A 19,325-nucleotide genomic window follows, 5' to 3' on the forward strand; every position below is an offset into this window, starting at 1 on the left:
TCAATGATTTTATTACCCTTTCAGGGATGTTGATTTACGGACTTTTGGCACGGACATCGTAGGTTCTTGCTTCGTGCGTCGGATAACGAGCCAGACAATGATGAGTTCGGCGAGCAGGCCAAGGGATTGGGCAACAGCGCCAATCATGCCGTTCCACGCAGGAAAAATACTAACCAGTATAAGCAGCACAATTACCGTGCAGATTGCATTCGCCGTTTGCGAACGAAACATCGTTTTTGTCTGACCGCGAAGCAGAATGAGGCCATTGCTGAAATCCAGAAAAGGGAAGATCAGCGGAAATAAGACGAACGCACGCAGTGTCCACAGACTTTGTTGCAAAAGTTCGCCCTGAACGCTCATGACATTTTCGAGTACCCATGGTCCCAAGGGGGTATAGGCAATCGACACCATCATCGCAAACGGAATAAATCCGGTGACAAGTGCGAATTTTCGTACCAGTTTGGCGTCTACAAGGTAGAAATTCAGCACGATCTGATGGATGTATGTAAAGAAGCTTAGCATCAACTGCATCAGACTGCTTGCTATGGCAAAGGATGAAATGGCTAGTGCGATCCCGGTCGTTTTGCCAAGTACGATGTTAATAACCGGTCCTATGAACAGCGCTACAAAGCTGGATAACAGAAGCGGCTTATAAAAGCGAAATACGTCTGCCTTGCTCTCGACGGGATGATCCTCAAGCTTGGCTGGCATCTTGCGCTTGATGCTGTTACCCTCCAGAAAGCTGACAAGCGCTTCAATCATCATGCCAGTAGCAAAAATGATAGCGCCTACACGTCCACTGTCAATGCTGTCTGTGTATATGAAATAGAGGGATAGGCCGTACATTCCGGCTAAACGGAATACCATCCCGATGGTTAACCACTTGGTGCGGTTATTCGTAATGATGATCCCCTGATAGATGTTACGGATCACTGAAAAGATACTTACATACATGAGAATTTCATATACGTCGATGACTTTGTTCAGCAGATCCGGACTTACACCAAACAAGTATTTGAACACCCCGGTACCAACGGGAGAGTATACGATGAGAAACCCAATGAGAAGCACACAGGCCAGAAATATTTTGGTCACAAACGTGAGGGCCTGAAAGGAAAGGCGATCGCGAACCAGTGCGGAACAGGTTTGCCGAAGCAGGGTGGAGGGGCGTTCCGTGAGGGTTAACAAGCTACCGGCGATGGCATAGCTGGCAATAACCGTCTCAGGATGAGCGGAGCGTGCTAATGTGCTGTTTATGATGACGTGAGAAATGGTGACGAGAGAGGCGGAAATGCCAAGTGGCACAAAAAAAGAAAATAACCGTCTCCACGAAAGTGATTCACTTGACGACATGTCAACGACTCCTTTGATGGATGAAATATGCCTAGTATATCACAAAGCTTTGGGCGCGGATGCGATTTTTTATGCGGAATATGCGGCAGATCATTTGTACAATTAAGGGGATCATATTATAATAGGAATGGTTAAAAATCGCTCTAATACGTATTCAACCAAGTGGAGGCACATTTATTTTGAGCCAATCAAATCGAAAACGTCATCAATATCCGCGTGGACCGCTGGCATTGATGAGAGGGGTGTACAAATACACCATTCCGGAAACACGGAAGGCACTGAATGGATGGCGTGCTCAAGCTGAGGCGATTCCGAATGAGGAGTTGCGTACACAGGCACTTGCCAGTCTGAAGGATAAACAGTTTCACTGTGAAGGCGGAACCGTCTACGCATTGGCTGATTTGCCCAACAGACACATTCTGATTCCGCTGATCGTTTCATATCAAACTATTAGTGATTATTTGGACAATCTGTGCGACCGCAGCACGTCGATGGACCCGGATGACTTTCGTCTTCTCCATCAATCCATGCTTGATGCGGTAGATCCCGAAGCAATTCCCGTCAATTATTATGCCCTCCGTGAGGAGCAGGATGACGGTGGGTATCTGCGGAATCTGGTGACCACATGTCAGGGACTGACCCGTCAGTTACCAGGCTATACGTCCGCCAAGCCCCAAATTCAGGATCTGGCAGGCCTATACACGGACCTGCAGGTATATAAGCATATCAAGCCGGAACTGAGAGAAACGGCACTGCTCGAATGGTGGTCGGAGCATCGTCATCGCACACCTCAGTTTCGTTGGAACGAATTTGCTGCTGCAACTGGCTCTACACTGGGCGTTTTCATGCTGTTTCTGGCTGCGAGTGACGATCAGTTGACTGAAGAGCAAGCGGCCTCGATCCACACGGCCTATTTCCCACATGTATGCGCATTGCACATTATGCTCGATTATTTAATTGATCAGGATGAGGACCGCATCGGGGGAGATCTCAACTTCTGCAACTATTATGAGAATGTGGAGACAATGCTGGACCGAATTGCTTTTATTGTGGAGATGGCACGCAGCGATGTACAGAAGATTCCGGGAAGCTCCTTTCACCGGATGATCATCGAAGGACTGATTGCCATTTACCTGTCTGATCCCAAAGTCAGCGAACAACAGGAAGTTCGCGTTGTATCCAAACGTCTGCTGAAAAATAGTCCGATCACAAGAATATTTTTCTTCATTTTCAGTCGCTGGATACGGAAAAATATGTAAGTCAGGTGTGATATTGCGGAGCCTGAAGTGAAACTAGAGGAGGAAGAAACATCATGACAGCAGTAAAGAAAATCGCAGTATTAACGAGCGGTGGTGATTCACAGGGGATGAACGCGGCTGTTCGTGCGGTTGTTCGCAGCGGACTGTTTCACGGTCTCGAAGTATTTGGAGTTCAACGTGGATACCAGGGTCTTTTGAATAATGACATTTTCCCAATGGATTTGCGGAGTGTAGGGGATATCATCCAACGTGGGGGAACGGTTCTTCAATCGGCACGTTGCAAGGAGTTCTATACCGCTGAAGGCCAGCAAAAAGGTGCGGACATTCTGCGTGCCCGTGGCATTGACGGTCTGGTTGTAATCGGTGGGGATGGTTCCTACAACGGAGCGAATAAACTGAGCAAGCTGGGCATTAACACCATGGGGCTGCCAGGAACGATTGATAACGATGTTTCATTCACCGACTATACCATCGGATTTGATACAGCGGTAAGCATAGTAGTTGATGCAGTAAACAAATTACGTGATACGATGTCTTCACACGAACGTTCTTCCATCGTTGAAGTTATGGGTCGTCACTGTGGAGATATCGCTCTGCATGCCGGACTTGCTTCGGGTGCTGAGACGATTCTTGTCCCAGAAGTTCCGTTTGACATGGACGAAGTGGCTGATCGGATGAAAGCTAACTTTGCACATGGCAAACGTCACAGTATTATTATCGTTGCTGAAGGCGTGGGCAAGGGTGAAGATGTAGCAAAAGAACTGATGGAACGTTGCCCGACATATGAGCCGCGTGTAACCGTTCTGGGTCACATTCAGCGTGGGGGTACGCCAACTCCATTCGACCGTAACCTGGCAAGCCGTCTTGGAGACTTCGCTGTTCGCAGTCTGATTGCAGGCGAGACAGACAAAGGTTGTGGCATTATCAAGGGTGAACTTACCTTGACGGATATTGATAAAGTGGTTAACACAAAAAAAGATTTCGATATGGTGACTTACGAGCTTGCACAACGTTTGTCCCAATAATTCGATTCTTACGCAAAGAGCACAATCCCGCTTTAACGTGGATTGTGCTCTTTTTGTTGTTTCACGGAGTGAGTATATCAATGTTACGCCTTGCGGAGTGCGGCTTGTTTTTGTACTAGGAAGAGTCTCCAGAGAAGCGCTGTTGCTCCTACGGCAAGGCCGGCAATAAGCCCGATCCAGTATCCAAAGGCGCCGAGTGAAGTATACGTAGCTGTTAGGTAACCTACAGGCAGACCAATGATCCAATACGCTACAAACGTAATGATCAATGCCGGATTAACATCTTTGTAGCCACGTAATGCTCCTTGGGTCGGTGTAGCAATCGCATCCGAGATCTGAAAGAAAATGGCGTAGATAAGGAAATGCTGCGTAAGTGCAATGACCTCCCGATCGTTTGAATACACGCCTGCAATCTGTTCGCCGAACACAATCAACACGATCGCTGTCAGCAGTGAGAGTCCGATGGCTCCACCAATTCCAAGCAGACTGTATTGTCTGGCATCTCTCAGACGCCCCGCACCTGCCTCATAGCCCACAAGGATCGTAAGAGCCATACATATGCTCACAGGCAGCATGTAGAGCGTAGAAGCGAAATTCAGCGCCGCTTGATGGGCAGCAATTGTTGTGGTATCGAAACGGCTCATCATTAAAGTCACAGCAGCGAAGATGGACGTTTCGAAAAAAGTCGCAAATCCGATGGGCACTCCAATCTTAAGTAACTCTTTCCATTTTGACAATGATACACGGGTCCATTCACGGAAAATGCCATACTGGGCGAAAGGTTCGACCCGATGGACAAAAAAGAGACTAATAAGAAAGATCAGCCAGTATGTACATGCTGTAGCAACACCAGCACCAACACCGCCCAATTGTGGAAAACCCCAGCGACCGAATATTAGCAGATAATTTAGAAAGATGTTAACGGGCAGGGAAACCAACGTAATGAACATCGTAGTCCGTGTCTGGCCAAGTGCATCCATGAAGCTGCGCAGCACCGTATATCCGAAGAGCGGGATAATGCCAAAAGCAAGTGCGCACAAAAAATAGAAGGCAACTTGGGCAACTCGGGGTTCCAGAGGCATTCCGTTCAGTATAGGGCCAAGTAACAACGCCCCGGCTCCGATCACGACGAGACTGACTGCAATCCCGAGATACAACGCCTGGATGACGTTATACCCGATCTGATCATTGCGTTTGGAACCTAACAGATGGGAAACGACAGGTGTAATACCGATCAAAATCCCGCTTAGTCCAGTTTGAACTGGCATCCACAGACTTGTGCCAATCGCGACGCCTGCAAGGTCGGCCGGGGAAAACTTGCCTGACATATTGGTGTCGAAGAACGACATGGCAGAGAGGGCGATTTGAGTGGTGAAGATGGGCAAAAATATAATCAGGAATTGCTTCACTTTTTGGGAAAAACTTGTTGTGTTCATGTTCACTGGCAGTGCCTCACTATTCTAAAGAGATGTCATCCAAGTGTCATATCTGGACAGCTATTTATTGTAGTGGATTTTGATCAATTTGAATAGGGACAGAAAGCAGAGTAGGGGTGTACAGAGAAAAATGAACACCAAAAAAACCTCGCTCCGCTATATGCAGAACGAGGTTGGATGAAATGAGAAGTATGAAAGAGTGCGGATTACTTATATTGTACACCTGATGTATAACGGTTGGACGCATTCCAGAGCAGATATTCATGTACATCCATGTCTTTCATTGCTCTAATCTGGTCTTCCACTTGTTTCTTGCCATACTTGACATAATGCCCACTGCCCAGCCAGCTTGCTGTGAAGTCCTGAATCCACGGACGAATGACGGGTTTGAGTTCTTTGGTAGGGTCTAGTTTCTTGTGTGTATCTTCCATTGAACCCTTGATGGTTGTGTAAGGATCTTTGTCAGGGTCCTTGACCCCATACCAGCCAGTAGAATAGTGACTAGGGTATACCATCGGTGAGATTACGTCCACATTTTCGGATATTTTAACAAAATCTTGTCCAATGCCTTCAGCCGCAGGTACGGAAGCGGCATAACCAAAAATATCAACCGAGACACGGACCCCTAGCGGGGCCAACTCCTTGCGTGCATATTGCACGAATTCAGCCACAACATCGACTCGTGACTTGTCGGATTTGGTATATTTCAGTACATCGGCTCGAGTTTCGAAACCTTCCGGGAAACGAACGTAGTCAAATTGAATCTCTTTAAATCCAAGCTTGGCAGCTTCCTTGGCAATCTCAATGTTATAGTCCCATACTTCCTTGCTGTACGGATTCACAAAGCTATCGCCTTTGCCATTTGCCCAGACAGATCCATCCTTATTACGGAAGGAGAGCTCCGGATTTTTCTTGGCAAGAATCGTATCTTTGAATACAACGACACGTGCAATCGGGTAGACCTCATGTTTTTGCAATCGTTTCATCAAGGCATCGATATCCCGAATAAAAGGTTGGGATTTACCCATTTTCTGAAGCGCTTTGTTTTCTGTGGGATAAGTTATGTATCCGAGATCGTCTTTGATATCAATGACCATGGCATTCAGTTCTGTACTGTCGGTCAGTTCCAGCAATTCTTTCATACGTGCACCGCCGGCACTGTAGGCCGTTACATAGATACCTTTGACCACGGGTGCATCAGGTTGAGGATCAATTTTGGCAGGTGGGTTATCGGCATCAATAACAACCTGATCTTTTTGAGATTGGATAATTGCGGTGTTAAAACTGTTGGTTAACGATTGGAATTGAGGATTTCCCTGGTCCGCCACTGCGGGGGCACCACCAAAGCTTCCAAAGGCCATAGCCATTAAAGCCCAAAACATGTTCATTCATTTCCACTCCCTTATGTGTGCATTCCATGTATGAATTATACATTAAAGCCTCTGGGCTTTTAACCATATTAATCAAGTAATGAAACACATGGAAAAAATGAAAACCGCTTCCTGCTGAGGAAATCCCCTGCAAGAAGCGGCGTGATCAATCTGAAAAAAATTATTGAATGTAAATCTCATTTTGATGCTCACAAATACTGTACTGAATGATTTCCATTGCGTCTCCCTGTTCCAGGATGCCCAGCCCATCCCGGAGGACAATCAGTGAGTCGAGTTCATTCGGTTTCAAGAAAGGGAGCATTTCCGGGCACCATCTGTTGACAATCTCAAACAGTTTTACCGTTTCCATATCCACAATAATCACCCTTTCCTACTCGAATTCCAAAATGGTAAGTCATTCGGCGCGATTCGGGAAAGCATATGGCCTGTGAAATTGAAGGGTTGAACCTGCTATACAACATATTTAGGAGCCGTACACCGTTATTATACCACAATGTTGTGAATTGTTAACCGTACAGGTGTCTCAACTTCTGCGAAATGAACCCATAACACCAACCGTTTCCACAATGTTAACAAAAGCGTTTGGATCTGTATCCTTGATAATACGTTTAATTTCAACCAACTCGTAGCGGGTGGTAACGGTCATGAGCATGTCCTTCTCAATATCCGTGTAGGCTCCCTGAGTCTTAATTTTGGTAACTCCACGAGGCCGAACAAGTAATTTTTTTAACATGGCTTCGGTTTCGTTTGTAATAATGTACAGTGTTACTTTGACGTGACTGATATGGATCAGATCAAGCACTTTACCTGTAATGTAGATGGATACCATCGAGGCCAAGGCTGTATTCCAATTGTCACTCAGGTATCCTGCAAGCATAATGATCGTACCGTTCATACCGGCCATTACTGTACCAATCGGAAAGTCTCGTTTACGCGTGAAAATGGACCCAACAATGTCGAGTCCTCCTGTGGAGCCGCCGACTCGGAAGGAAACGCCAGTACCCATTCCAATAAGCACACCGCCAAATACAGAACTAAGTAAAGGGTCTGTAGCCACAGCAAAAACAGGCAGAAGCGCAATGAACCAGGAAGTGGCTGCTACCGAAAGAATACTTAATGTAATGAAGCGTCGTCCAAGAATAAACCAACCTGCAATGAGCAGGGGAATGTTAAGAACAAAATACATTATACTAAGATTCAACGTTGTAAAATAACCCAGAAGCATTGAAATACCGGACACCCCGCCGCTTAAAAGCTGATGGGGGACCAAAAACCAGTTGAAGCCGCAGGCAATAGCTGCAGCACCCAAAATGATCACTAAAGAGTGCCAAATTATTTTGGGCAATTTAATCACCTCATTTATATTTAAAACCAGATTGCTGGTAATCTTGAATTGTTTTGTGATATAATAATTTGTGGATATTCTTGAGTAGGAAACTTTTCCTAAATGGAGCAATAAAATTTTGAAATGTTTCAAACACATGTATGTAGTTTTAGTCTTATGTTGGGGACCCATTCATGGAATTATATTCGTTAGTGAAAATAATTCGTCCCGTTGGGATACCCTATAAATATTAACGCTACTTAAGAATACAGACAACAAAGTGGATTGTCCACCATGTCCACCATATAAAAGGAGCATGAATAATTTTGACAAATTTAAACTTTACAGATTTCAATCTTGAACCACTGGTGCTGCAAGCCATCACTGAGCTCGGGTTTGAAGAAGCAACACCGATCCAATCCAAAGCGATTCCTTTGGCACTCGAAGGCAGAGATTTGATTGGTCAAGCTCAAACAGGTACGGGTAAAACAGCTGCATTCGGTATTCCGTTGATCAGCAAAATCTCAAAAAGTGACGAGAAAATCCGCGCCCTTATTATGGCACCTACACGTGAACTTGCAATTCAAGTTGCTGAAGAGATCGAAAAACTCACTCGCTTTAAAGGTCTTCGCTCCCTGCCAATCTACGGCGGACAAGATATCGTGCGTCAAATCCGTGCACTGAAAAGAAAACCACAGATCATCATTGGTACACCTGGACGTCTCCTTGACCACATCAACCGCAAAACAATCAAACTAGATGATGTACAAACTGTTGTACTGGATGAAGCAGATGAAATGCTCGACATGGGTTTCATGGAGGATATCCAATCTATCCTGAAACAAGTTCCAGACGAGCGCCAAACTATGCTGTTCTCAGCAACAATGCCTCCTAACATTCAAAAATTGGCACAACAATTCTTGAACAATCCTGAACACATTTCTGTGATTCCGAAACATGTTAGTGCACCATTGATTGACCAATCCTATATCGAAGTACCTGAGCGTCAAAAATTCGAAGCATTGAGCCGTTTGTTGGATATGGAATCTCCTGAACTGGCGATCGTATTCGGACGTACAAAACGTCGTGTTGACGAATTGGCTGAAGCTTTGCAAAAACGTGGATATTCTGCAGACGGTCTTCATGGTGACTTGTCCCAGAATCAACGTGATGCGGTAATGCGTAAGTTCCGTGACGGCAGCATTGACGTACTCGTTGCAACAGACGTGGCTGCACGTGGTCTCGACGTATCTGGCGTAACTCACGTTGTTAACTTTGACCTTCCGCAAGATCCGGAGAGTTATGTTCACCGTATTGGTCGTACAGGTCGTGCGGGTAAAGAGGGTGCTGCTTGGTCCTTCGTTACACCGCGTGAGATTGATCACTTGCACTTCATCGAGCGTGTAACACGTCACCGTATTCCACGTAAACCACTGCCAACAATGGCAGAAGCGGTTGAAGGTAAACAACGTTTGACAGCAGAGCGCTTGCTGGAAATCGTACAATCGGGCGAACTGAACGAATACAAAGGTATTGCGATTCAAATGCTTGAGCAATATGATTCTGTTCAACTGTTGTCGGCTGCACTGAAGCTCCTGACAGGTGACAAGAAAGATGCTCAAGTTGATCTGACTCCTGAAGATCCAATCCGTGCAAAACGTCGTAAACCGGATGTTCGCTCTGGCGGACGTAAACCATCGGGTTACAGCGGTAACCGTACAAGTGGTAGCGGCGGCAGTGGTGGTGGTTACAACCGCGATCGCAACAGCAGTGGCAGCGGACGTGGCGGTTACAACCGTGATCGTAACAGCGGCAGCAGCACTGGCGGTGGAAGCAGAGAAGGTGGTTACAACCGTGACCGCAAACCGCGTCCAAGCAGTAACGAAGGACGTCGTCCAGCGAAAGATTCTTCTTTCGAGTAATATAAACGTATGATCTGAAAAATGGAGCGGGCAACTGCTCCATTTTTTTATTTTCAAAGTTACTGCATCATTTTATTTCACTGCCAGAAGCGGCCAGAAGCGCTAGCTAAGGACAATGACGATCTCTTTTCGGGAAGTACTGGCTTTTCCTATCTATAATAAGGTATATTAATATTAGACTTCAGGTAATTCGCAAGGCTGCAGAGGAGGAGAAATGTTTGGAATTTAAAGGAGCTATGGGTGGGATCTACCGGCTTACAGAGTGGATTACGAGACTGGCCGCAACCAATCTGTTGTGGGCTATTTGTTCGTCTCCGTTCTTGTTTTTCTTGATTATGAAACTGCTCGTGATGCAGCAGAACCTCGCAAACGAATCATTGCAAATGAACTGGGCTATAGCTATTGTGGCACCGCTTACACTGTTCCCGGCGACTTCGGCGCTGTTTACGGTTGTTCGTAAATGGAATATGGGCGATACGGATGTACCGATCTTCCGTACTTTCTTTGTAGGTTACAAGGAAAACTACAAGCAAAGTTTAATTGGGGGCATTTTTTACACACTGCTGTTCGCGATTATGTATCTGGATTATACAGTGTACATGACGCAGTTCCGCAATATGCAGCTCGTGGGAATCATCATGTTAGTACTGCTTCTCTTGTTATTTGTATCACTCTTTAACTTTTTCTCGATGGTTGTACACTATCATATGTCGATCGGACTCATTATCAAAAACGCGGTATTGCTTACGCTGATCAGACCATTCCGTGTATTTTCCACATTGCTGGGAAGTGGATTGCTGTTCTACATCGGTTTCCGTTATCCGGTCTTGTTCGTTTTCTTCATTATCAGCATCATTGCCTGGTTCGCTTTCTTTAACTTCTACGCAACCTTCAACAAGATGCAGGAGCAGATGGAGAAGATGCAACTCAAGAAGGAAGAAGAGGAAGCTGCTGCGCTGGCTGAACAATCAGGAGAGAATGGTGAAACATCTGAGCCATCAGACGACAAAAACATTACATTGCAAAAATAAAACATGATGGATCGCCATTTACTTTTTACACAGTTAGGGATATAATAATTGTACATCCTGCGATGTACGTTTCGGTTATTCGTTGTTTTGAACCAATGATGATGTCTTCGGGAGATCAACACAGAATGTTGCTGAAAAGCCCTGTCTATACGACATGGGGACTTCAAAAAGCATTTTTGCGGTCACCCACCTGCCAAGCAGGTTCATAAGACAATGTAGCCGGACGGCATAGGCGGGTTCCTAAATCTTCATGTACAGCACCCTGACTTTTCCTCTACAAAAGGAATTTCAGGGTGTTTTTAAGTTGTGATGAATGTTTTTGATTGGTTTTATGATAAATATGATGCTTGCCCTTTTGTTACTACTTGAACAATGTTACACTAAGATACATAAATGGAACGGTTACAATCAAAGGAGGAAGGGTCTTGACCTTAAAGAGAACGCTCGTCGGTATCATCCGCAGCATGGAGGGGACCAGCGATCGAGCCAAGGATCCCAAATTAAAAACACGGTATTATAACTTATCCAAAGACAGAGCCTGGGAAGAGGTCTCTTCGACACTCAAAAAGATTCCGGGTTATAAAGTGCTGCATGAAGTGCCTTCTGTTGGAGAAGTTATTCTGGAGAAGCGGACTACCTTTGGACGGACGATGGATATTACAGTTTCCATTATCTCAGTAAGTCCTGTTCGCAGTGCGGTGGATATGTATTCAGCTTCACGTGGTTCACTTGGAGACTTGGGTTCCAATTATCGCACGATTATGAACTTATTCTCTGTACTGGATAAAAAGCTAAGCAAGTATAAAGCAAATGATTGAAATAGATGATAAATAACAAAAAGCGAGTGAAGGTTAACCTTCCTCGCTTTTGTTCTGAACGTATGATAACTTCTACAGCAAAGCTTTTACAGCAGCAATCGCTTGTTCGAAGTTAGGGGAGTCTGTCATTTCAGGCAAATACTCCACATATGTAATCCGGTCTTCGGCATCCAAAACAAAAATGGAGCGCATGTCGAGTTGGAATTCTTTGATCAGAACGCCGTAGTCTTCACCGAAAGAACGTGTTTTGTAGTCTGACAATGTAACTACGCGGTCAACACCAGCTGCTCCACACCAACGAGCCTGAGCAAACGGAAGGTCAACGCTGACTGTCAAGACAACAACATTGTCTCCGAGTTCTCCGGCTTCCACGTTGAAACGACGAGTTTGCGCATCGCATACGCCAGTATCCAGGGAAGGAACAACGCTGATTAATTTGATTTTGCCTGCGAAGTCTTTCAGGGAAGCATCCTCAACCAGGTTCTTGCTCAGTGTAAAATCAGGTGCTTGATCGCCCACTTTCAGTTCGGGTCCGATCAATGTAATAGGGTTGCCTTTAAATGTGGCTGCGCCTGTACGTTCTTGTGTCATAATAATGTTCCTCCTTATAAATTGGTGATCCGTGCCAAAATCCATTATAATCTTTTATGAAAGGCATTGTCCAATTCGGACATGTACCATTACGATGGATCAGAGATGTAAGTCCGATCTGAACAGGGTGGAGTGAAAGAAGAAATTTATGATATTTATTCGCTATGAGAACTGGAAAGGTTATTTGAAGTATTTCCCTTTGACGTCGCTTTTTTTAATTGCCAATGTAGTCATGTTTATTGTGTTAACGGTGAACGGTGGATCAACGAACAATATGGTGTTGCTGAAATTCGGGGCACTTACGAATCATGAATTGTTCGCGCATGAATGGTGGCGTTACATTACATCCATGTTCCTGCATGCGGGCTTCAGTCATTTATTGTTTAACAGCTTTGCGTTAATCGTATTTGCTCCACCGATGGAGCGGTTGCTCGGGTCGGTAAGGTATGGTGTATTGTACCTGGGTGGCGGTGTATTGGGTAATATTCTTGCTGTTGCGTGGTACAACTCGGTTGGGAGTATTACCATCTCGGTAGGTGCTTCAGGAGCGATCTATGCCGTCTATGGTGCATTCCTGTATGTAGCGCTGTTCCAGCGAACGATGATGGACGAGGCTTCGCGCAAAACAATGTACACATTACTTTTGTTCGGGATCATATTCTCCTTCGCCATGTCAGGCATCAACTGGATGGCTCACCTTGGCGGATTGTTGGGTGGATTCTTTATTTACGGACTGTTGATCAGATTGTGGAAACCCCGCAGCTTAAAGCGGTAGTCAGAACGTTCTCCAGATGGAATGCAATCAAGGATAAGTAGGGTATAACAGATTGGAGCGATTAGGCGAGTGGAATTAAGACAGTTGCATTACTTTTTGAAAGTGGCACAGAAGGAACATGTAACACAGGCTGCTGAAGAGTTGCATGTGGCACAGTCGGCGGTGAGTCGTCAGATTCATCAGCTGGAAGAAGAACTGGGCGTGGACCTTTTTATGCAAAAGGGACGAAACCTGCAGTTGACTGCAGTGGGGCAGCTTTTTTGCAAACGAATTGAAGGTATATTAAAAGATTTGGACAAGGCAGTTGGGGAAGTTCATGAGTTTCTGGACCCGGAGCATGGAGAGATTCGAATTGGGTTTCCGCATAGCCTGGGGATTCATCTCATTCCTTCCGTGGTGGCTGCTTTCCGTCAGCGCTACCCCAACGTGAAATTCAGATTTAAGCAGGGGATGTTCCCTACGCTGATTCGTGATGTGTTATCCGGAGAGGTAGACTTGGCATTCATTTCTCCTTTTCCAGAGAAGCATGATCAAGTAGATGGCGATATTGTACTCACGGAAGAATTACATGCCATCCTTCCTCCCAATCACCCGTTAGCTGGTGAAGAGACAATTGCGCTTGAACAGCTCAAGGATGATAAGTTCGTATTATTCAGCAAAGGTTATTCTCTTCGTCCTATTGTGTGGCATGCCTGTCTGGAAGCTGGTTTTACACCCAAGATTGCTTTTGAAGGGGAAGAGACCGACACCATCCGCGGATTGGTCGCTGCGGGCATGGGGGTCAGTCTTTTGCCTGAGATGGCGTTATTCCAGACGAACCCTTTGCAACCGGCACATGTGGCTATCTCCCATCCAAAAGTAACGCGAACTATCGGGTTAATTCATCGTGCGCATGATAAACTGCCGCTGGTTGCTCAGTCCTTTCGTTCATTCTTGCTTGATTATTTCGGTTTACAACAAAACAATACCCCATCCGATTAACGGTGGGGTATTGTTTTTTGTTGTATTAGGTATCCAATTAATCGCGGCTGTTGAAGATTCCGATGTAACGAATCAATTCAAGCAGTGAGATCAACGCTGCAGCAACGTAAGTCAAGGCTGCGGCATTGAGAACTTTTGCAACACCTTTTTCCTCTTCATTACGGATGTACCCTTCGGATACCATAATCTCTCTGGCACGATTACTTGCATTGAACTCAACCGGTAAAGTGATGAGTTGGAATGCTACAGTTACGGAGAAGAAAATGATACCGATACCTACAAGGTTCATGGCATTGAAGATGAATCCTGCAATCAACAGGAATGGAGCTAATCCGGATGCAAAGTTCACAATTGGGAAGATCCGGTGACGCAGTGCCAGCATAGGGTAACTTTCTTTATGCTGAATGGCGTGGCCAACTTCGTGACACGCTACCGAAACAGCTGAGATTGAGTTTTCGTAATATACTGGTTCTGATAAACGTACAACCCGATTAATCGGATCATAGTGATCAGAGAGTGTACCGCGTACAGGTTCAATTGGAACATCATGCAGCCCGTTAGCATCAAGCATCTGGCGAGCGGCATCGTAACCAGTCATTCCGTTCTGGTTCGGTACCTCCGACCAACGTCTAAACGTACCTTTAACGCGAAATTGCGCCCATAAAGAGAGCAAAAAGGCGATAATGATCAATACGAACATACCGTTATTAAAACTCATATTCATTCCTCCGCTTTCTAAGAATAAGCTACATCATGGTGTTCTCAAGCAAGATTTTTAGTGCCTCCATTGTACCGGCACTTTTGGTGAGGAGTCCTGCCATCATTTTACGTGCTTGTACAGGTTTCATCTCTCCAAGTAGCGGTTTGAGTTCGTTAACCTCTCGCTCAAGTTGTTGTACATGAAGCTCCAATGTTGTCAGTTTGCTGGCAACTTGTTCTTCTGTACTAACCAGACGCCACTTCTCAAGAGATTGTTTAATCTCGTCGAGACTATACTTCTCTTGTTTCATCTGTACAATACGTTCAAGCCTCGTTAAAGTTTCATTACTATAGAGACGATAATTTTTTTGTGTACGTTCTTCGGGAGCGATTAGTCCAAGCTTTGTGTAATAATCAATCGTCCGTTCACTAACACCAGCGGTCTTGGCAAGTTCGCCAATCCGAAAAAGTTTCATATCCCCAATGATATTCACCTCGCTTGCAAGTTCAAATGTAGGGAATTGTAGTTTCCATTTGTGAATTTCTAGACTACGCCCAATTTTTCTTACTAATAAGTATGATACATGATCTTTAACCGTACAGTCAAACGTTATGCTTTGACAACCAGCATACTGCATTTCTATATCTATGTACTCATAGAATGTGATTATGTACTTAAGTGCAAGAAAAAGACGTATGACTTTATTCCCAGAAATAATTTTCAGTTTTGATGAAAATACTCTTGTCAACTTTCCTCTCTTCTGCTTATAATGACATTAAGAGTTTCACGTTATGTGAAGAAACTTAACATAAGAGGGAGTGGGGTATATGAGAAAGAAATGGTTGGTTTCCGTGTTAGTAATGCTTACTTTGTTCGCTTTTCCGGTCAGCGCATTTGCGGCTGCGGAGGGTCCGACTAACATTGAACTTCAAAGTGGTTTGAACTCAGCCTTTACGTTTCTGGCTGTTGTACTGGTGTTCTTGATGCAAGGGGGATTTGCTTTACTCGAAGCGGGTTCAACACGAATGAAGAATGCAGGACACATTGCGGGTAAGACCATCCTGACATTGGGAATTTCAGTTATTGCCTTCTGGGCTTTGGGTTTCGGTCTTGGTTTCGGTAATGGTAACAGCTTCTTTGGAACAACAGGATTCTTCCTGAGTGGTGACAAGATGGCTGCTTCCTTCGAATCACTGGCTTTCTCCGATGTTCCACTGACTATTAAATTCGTATTCCACCTCGCCTTTGCGGCGGTATCTCTGGCCATTGCCTGCGGTGGTATGGCTGAACGTGCAAAGATGAGCGTATATATTGTTTTCGGTACTCTTTATACCATTATCATGTATCCGGTTGTTGCTCACTGGGTATGGGGCGGCGGCTGGTTGGCTGAGCTGGGTATGCAAGACTTTGCAGGATCGACGGTTGTTCACTTGACTGGTGCGACTGCAGCATTGGTAGCGACCATCTTGTTGAAACCACGTATTGGTAAATATAACAAAGACGGCAAACCTAACATCATTCCAGGTCACAACCAAGTGTATTCCGTACTCGGGGTTATTATCCTCTGGATCGGTTGGTTCGGATTCAACCCAGGTAGTACATTATCTGCCATGGGGGATGGATTCTTCGGTTATGTTGCATTAACTACTAACGTAGCTGCTGCAGCCGGTGGTGTTGCTGCACTGTTGATCTCATGGGCAGTACTTGGTAAGTCAGATATTCCTAGCATGTTAAACGGTGTGCTTGCGGCACTCGTTGCAATTACAGGAGCATGTGCATTCGTTGAACCTTGGGCAGCGCTGGTTATCGGTGCTCTGGCGGGTATCATCACATTCTTCACAGCACAGTACTTCGATCGTAAAGGAATTGACGATCCAATCTACGCTTTCTCCGTGCATGGTATTGCTGGTATGTGGGGTGCGATCTCCACAGGTTTGTTCGCTACTCCTGAACTTGCCGAGAATGCTGGTGTAGGTCAAGCGGGTCTGTTCTATGGCGGTGGATTCCACCAATTGGGCGTACAGCTTCTCGGTCTGGCAGGTGCTTTTGCCTTCGTACTGGTCATGTCCTTCATTATTCTGGGCGGAATGAAAGCAATCATGGGCATCCGTGTTACTGAAGAAGAAGAAACAATGGGTCTGGATATCAGTGAGCACGGTACTTACGGATACCCTGAACAAATGAAAAATGTAGATTCTAAATCCAATGGTGGTACGTTCAGCTCCTGAGGTGAATGATGCTGAATCATGCTTCAAGGAGGCTGGACATGATGGAACCCATCTCGTATGCAAACTATTCCTGGTCTTATCAGGGAATCGATGGTGCGGTGTCTTCTCAAGAACTGCGCCAGGCACGTGTGATATTACAGAACGAGCTCCAGGAATTGTTGTCCGCTTCCTTGTCGCCGATCGAGTGGTACCAAACGGTAAATGAACTGCATGACCGGATTGCACGGAAAGCAGTAGAGTTATGCATTCAGGGGATGGTTGAGGAAGGCTTCGGCCAACCTCCCGTCCCCTATGCCTTTATCGTATTTGGCAGTTCCGGCAGGGAAGAAGCAACATTATGGAGTGATCAGGATAATGGCATGATCATTAGCGATACCCCGCACGAAGGTAAAGAGGAATATTTTGCTCAGCTCGGACAGCGAATGACGGATATGTTGGAAGAGCTTGGTTACGCCAAGTGCGAAGGCAAAGTCATGTGCTCTGAGCCACTCTGGAGAAAAACGCTGGCGTCATGGAAGCAACAATTAGCAGATTGGAGCTCGGATCTGAATTGGGAGCCCGTTCGTAATCTGATTATTGCTTCAGACATGCGTTTTGTTGCAGGTGAGCAAAGTCTGGCAGAGGAATGGATCACGAGTTTTTATGAACAGTTCAGACTGGTTCCTGAACTTTCGGATGCTGTTCTTCGCAATACGGTTAAACATAAAGCTACATTAAATGTACTTGGACGTGTGGTCACAGAACGATTTGGTGAACATGCAGGTGGATTTGATGTCAAGTATGGTTTGTACATTCCACTGGTGAACAGTGCCCGTTATTTGGCTTTGCAACATGGGATCAAGGAGTCATCTACGTTAAAAAGAATGGAGAGACTGACTTCACTTGAAGCTGTTCCATTTACATTACTGGATGCATGCCAGCGGGCCTTCTTAGCTGCTTTGAAATTTCGCAGAAGTACACCGGTTGTCATCCAAGGGGATTTGCAACATAGCAGTGGGTTCCTGGATGAGAAACAGATGAAACAAAAGCAAATTCATTATGAGCTCAGGGATACGCTCGGGTTGGTACGACGAGTGCATCGTGCTTTGCAAAGACAGTTGCGTTTTGCAGAAAGGAGACGTCCATGAGAGAGCCGGCAAGGGGCAATACAGGATTCTGGAATTCGCTGCGTCATGGAGGGGTTCCTTCCGCCATCGCTTCCATAATGGGAGCCCCTACGGCGCAACACATGGCGTTTATCCGTTCGATGATGAGAGAACAGCGCAGACCTGAGGTTCTGCATACACCTCTAAATGAGCTGGACGCAGTTGTATTTGATCTGGAAACGACGGGTTTTTCGCCCCAGCATGGGGATGAGATTATCTCATTTGGTGCGGTCCGTATACATGGTGGTGTGGTACTGGAAGGAGAACAGTTCTATACGGTGGTGCAGTCCAAGACTGCGGTTCCGGAACATATTACTGAACTTACAGGTATTACACAGGAGATGACGCTTGACGCACCGACTTTGCTGGAAGGGCTGCATGATTTCATGTCTTTTGTAGGTGGAAATGTTCTGATTGCACACGCAAGTGCGCATGATCGAGCTTTTCTGAATGCAGCTCTGTGGCGGACTTCAAAGGTAAGGCTGACACATCGTTTAATCGATACGATGATGTTGGCCCGCTGGCTTGAACCGAGCAGGCCGGGATATGGTCTGGATGAATTGCTGGAATCCAGAGGGATTCCGATCTATGGACGTCATCATGCACTGGAAGATTCAAAAATGACTGCACAGTTATGGTCCTGTTATCTGGAGGACATGGTGCGTAGAAATGTGGAGACCTTGGGTGATTTGTATACCCAGCTAAGTCACGCATAACGGAACGGGAAGCAGATTGTATGAAGGCACAACGTGTTGTGCCGGATCCTGCGATTCCTTCGAAGATTCAATCAGATAACCGTTCAGATGCATATGAGATCGCGACCCGCTTGTAAGGTCGGGTGAGCCGATGAGGTACATCTGAAGCAAACCGGCGAAGGCCGGAAGAGCTTGCAAGTCCTCTAAGGAAGGAACAGGCTTGGTCTGGGGATGAGAATGGAAGATACCAATGAGCTTAGGCTCGGAGAATACGCACCGAATCCATTCGGCATCGTCCAGAGTAAAATGGTGCAGCGGGTCAGGTGCTACGTTACGAATGGGCTGAAACCGACTGATTCGTATACCGCCCGCTGCGGTTTCACCCAGCATAACCCCGCAGGCTTCTTGCGGCAGCGAAAGGAACATGTGCTTTGACATCTCTTGTTCTACGGAAGAGGGGATGTAGAAGGCGTTTTGCTGCCCGTGAAGTGCTGCCATTTGTATTCACCCCTCTCTCTTTGGCTCCTGCTATGGCAGGAGTTCTTTTTCATTTTATTTTCTGTGATGCGGATTGTAAAATTTTAAAGGAAAAGGGTACAATAATAAAGAGAACATTTGGGAATCATGTTCTGGTGAACTGTCATAGAGCGT

Annotated in this window: 19 protein-coding genes and 1 other RNA gene; 11 read left to right on the forward strand and 9 right to left on the reverse strand. The window is 45.7% G+C overall.

Features of this window, described 5'->3' with window-relative positions; genetic code table 11:
• Positions 1–12: 12 nt before the first annotated feature.
• Positions 13–1,353 carry a polysaccharide biosynthesis protein gene (locus BS614_RS14070; RefSeq protein ID WP_074094450.1) on the reverse strand — a complete coding sequence of 447 codons (1,341 nt, stop codon included), beginning with the start codon at positions 1,351–1,353 and terminating at the stop codon, positions 13–15.
• Positions 1,354–1,532: 179 nt separating this feature from the next.
• On the opposite strand from BS614_RS14070, the gene BS614_RS14075 reads away from it, so the two are divergent.
• The gene (locus BS614_RS14075; protein ID WP_210436976.1) at positions 1,533–2,612 is read left to right on the forward strand and encodes a tetraprenyl-beta-curcumene synthase family protein; all 1,080 of its coding nucleotides are present in this window, start codon (positions 1,533–1,535) and stop codon (positions 2,610–2,612) included.
• A 53-nt stretch (positions 2,613–2,665) separates the two neighbouring features.
• On the forward strand, positions 2,666–3,637 hold the full coding sequence (gene pfkA / locus BS614_RS14080; protein ID WP_036609663.1) for a 6-phosphofructokinase: 972 nt from the start codon (positions 2,666–2,668) through the stop codon (positions 3,635–3,637).
• An 83-nt stretch (positions 3,638–3,720) separates the two neighbouring features.
• On the opposite strand, the gene BS614_RS14085 is transcribed toward pfkA, so the two are convergent.
• The 4 genes from BS614_RS14085 to BS614_RS14100 all read right to left on the reverse strand — a co-directional run bounded on the left by BS614_RS14085 (position 3,721) and on the right by BS614_RS14100 (position 7,809).
• Complete coding sequence (locus tag BS614_RS14085; protein ID WP_074096839.1) at positions 3,721–5,073, reverse strand: MATE family efflux transporter; 1,353 nt, start codon at positions 5,071–5,073, stop codon at positions 3,721–3,723.
• Between the two features lie 206 nt (positions 5,074–5,279).
• Positions 5,280–6,461 (reverse strand): putative glycoside hydrolase, encoded by a 1,182-nt coding sequence (locus tag BS614_RS14090; protein WP_036670137.1) that lies wholly within the window; start codon positions 6,459–6,461, stop codon positions 5,280–5,282.
• A gap of 163 nt (positions 6,462–6,624) precedes the next feature.
• Positions 6,625–6,813 (reverse strand): hypothetical protein, encoded by a 189-nt coding sequence (locus tag BS614_RS14095; RefSeq protein ID WP_029880762.1) that lies wholly within the window; start codon positions 6,811–6,813, stop codon positions 6,625–6,627.
• Between the two features lie 174 nt (positions 6,814–6,987).
• Complete coding sequence (locus tag BS614_RS14100; protein WP_036609659.1) at positions 6,988–7,809, reverse strand: YitT family protein; 822 nt, start codon at positions 7,807–7,809, stop codon at positions 6,988–6,990.
• 305 nt (positions 7,810–8,114) lie between these two features.
• Between BS614_RS14100 and cshA the strand changes: the two genes are divergently transcribed.
• The 4 genes from cshA to BS614_RS14120 all read left to right on the forward strand — a co-directional run bounded on the left by cshA (position 8,115) and on the right by BS614_RS14120 (position 11,559).
• Positions 8,115–9,710 carry a degradosome RNA helicase CshA gene (cshA, locus tag BS614_RS14105; protein WP_047842381.1) on the forward strand — a complete coding sequence of 532 codons (1,596 nt, stop codon included), beginning with the start codon at positions 8,115–8,117 and terminating at the stop codon, positions 9,708–9,710.
• 218 nt (positions 9,711–9,928) lie between these two features.
• The gene (locus BS614_RS14110) at positions 9,929–10,741 is read left to right on the forward strand and encodes a YesL family protein (protein WP_074094451.1); all 813 of its coding nucleotides are present in this window, start codon (positions 9,929–9,931) and stop codon (positions 10,739–10,741) included.
• A 51-nt stretch (positions 10,742–10,792) separates the two neighbouring features.
• A non-coding RNA gene (gene ssrS / locus BS614_RS14115) (6S RNA) lies at positions 10,793–10,984 on the forward strand.
• A gap of 182 nt (positions 10,985–11,166) precedes the next feature.
• Complete coding sequence (locus tag BS614_RS14120) at positions 11,167–11,559, forward strand: DUF1499 domain-containing protein (RefSeq protein WP_017689382.1); 393 nt, start codon at positions 11,167–11,169, stop codon at positions 11,557–11,559.
• A 72-nt stretch (positions 11,560–11,631) separates the two neighbouring features.
• Here BS614_RS14120 and tpx read toward each other — a convergent pair whose 3' ends face one another.
• A complete protein-coding gene (tpx, locus tag BS614_RS14125) occupies positions 11,632–12,150 on the reverse strand; it encodes a thiol peroxidase (protein ID WP_036609653.1) in 519 nt (172 codons plus the stop codon).
• A 148-nt stretch (positions 12,151–12,298) separates the two neighbouring features.
• Here tpx and BS614_RS14130 point away from each other — a divergent pair, with 148 nt between their 5' ends.
• Together BS614_RS14130 and gltC are read left to right on the forward strand one after the other, a co-directional pair.
• A complete protein-coding gene (locus BS614_RS14130) occupies positions 12,299–12,925 on the forward strand; it encodes a rhomboid family intramembrane serine protease (protein ID WP_036609651.1) in 627 nt (208 codons plus the stop codon).
• 69 nt (positions 12,926–12,994) lie between these two features.
• Entirely contained in the window at positions 12,995–13,906 is a 912-nt protein-coding gene (gene gltC, locus BS614_RS14135) for a glutamate biosynthesis transcriptional regulator GltC (RefSeq protein ID WP_036609648.1), read from the forward strand.
• Positions 13,907–13,943: 37 nt separating this feature from the next.
• On the opposite strand, the gene BS614_RS14140 is transcribed toward gltC, so the two are convergent.
• Positions 13,944–14,624 carry a zinc metallopeptidase gene (locus tag BS614_RS14140; RefSeq protein WP_036609646.1) on the reverse strand — a complete coding sequence of 227 codons (681 nt, stop codon included), beginning with the start codon at positions 14,622–14,624 and terminating at the stop codon, positions 13,944–13,946.
• A gap of 28 nt (positions 14,625–14,652) precedes the next feature.
• Positions 14,653–15,081, reverse strand: coding sequence for a MerR family transcriptional regulator (locus tag BS614_RS14145; protein WP_017689377.1), 429 nt, complete (start codon positions 15,079–15,081; stop codon positions 14,653–14,655).
• A 352-nt stretch (positions 15,082–15,433) separates the two neighbouring features.
• Between BS614_RS14145 and BS614_RS14150 the strand changes: the two genes are divergently transcribed.
• From BS614_RS14150 to BS614_RS14160, 3 genes are read left to right on the forward strand one after another with little or no spacing between them, the layout of a single operon-like run.
• Complete coding sequence (locus tag BS614_RS14150) at positions 15,434–16,834, forward strand: ammonium transporter (RefSeq protein ID WP_074094452.1); 1,401 nt, start codon at positions 15,434–15,436, stop codon at positions 16,832–16,834.
• 41 nt (positions 16,835–16,875) lie between these two features.
• A complete protein-coding gene (locus tag BS614_RS14155) occupies positions 16,876–17,961 on the forward strand; it encodes a DUF294 nucleotidyltransferase-like domain-containing protein (protein ID WP_074094453.1) in 1,086 nt (361 codons plus the stop codon).
• The gene (locus BS614_RS14160) at positions 17,958–18,695 is read left to right on the forward strand and encodes an exonuclease domain-containing protein (protein WP_074094454.1); all 738 of its coding nucleotides are present in this window, start codon (positions 17,958–17,960) and stop codon (positions 18,693–18,695) included. Before BS614_RS14155 ends, BS614_RS14160 begins: the two co-directional genes overlap by 4 nt.
• Here BS614_RS14160 and BS614_RS14165 read toward each other — a convergent pair.
• Positions 18,681–19,172 (reverse strand): M67 family metallopeptidase, encoded by a 492-nt coding sequence (locus BS614_RS14165; protein ID WP_074094455.1) that lies wholly within the window; start codon positions 19,170–19,172, stop codon positions 18,681–18,683. The genes BS614_RS14160 and BS614_RS14165 overlap by 15 nt on opposite strands.
• Positions 19,173–19,325: the final 153 nt, after the last annotated feature.

This window comes from Paenibacillus xylanexedens, assembly GCF_001908275.1.
In the GTDB taxonomy this organism is placed as follows: Bacteria; Bacillota; Bacilli; order Paenibacillales; family Paenibacillaceae; genus Paenibacillus; species Paenibacillus xylanexedens_A.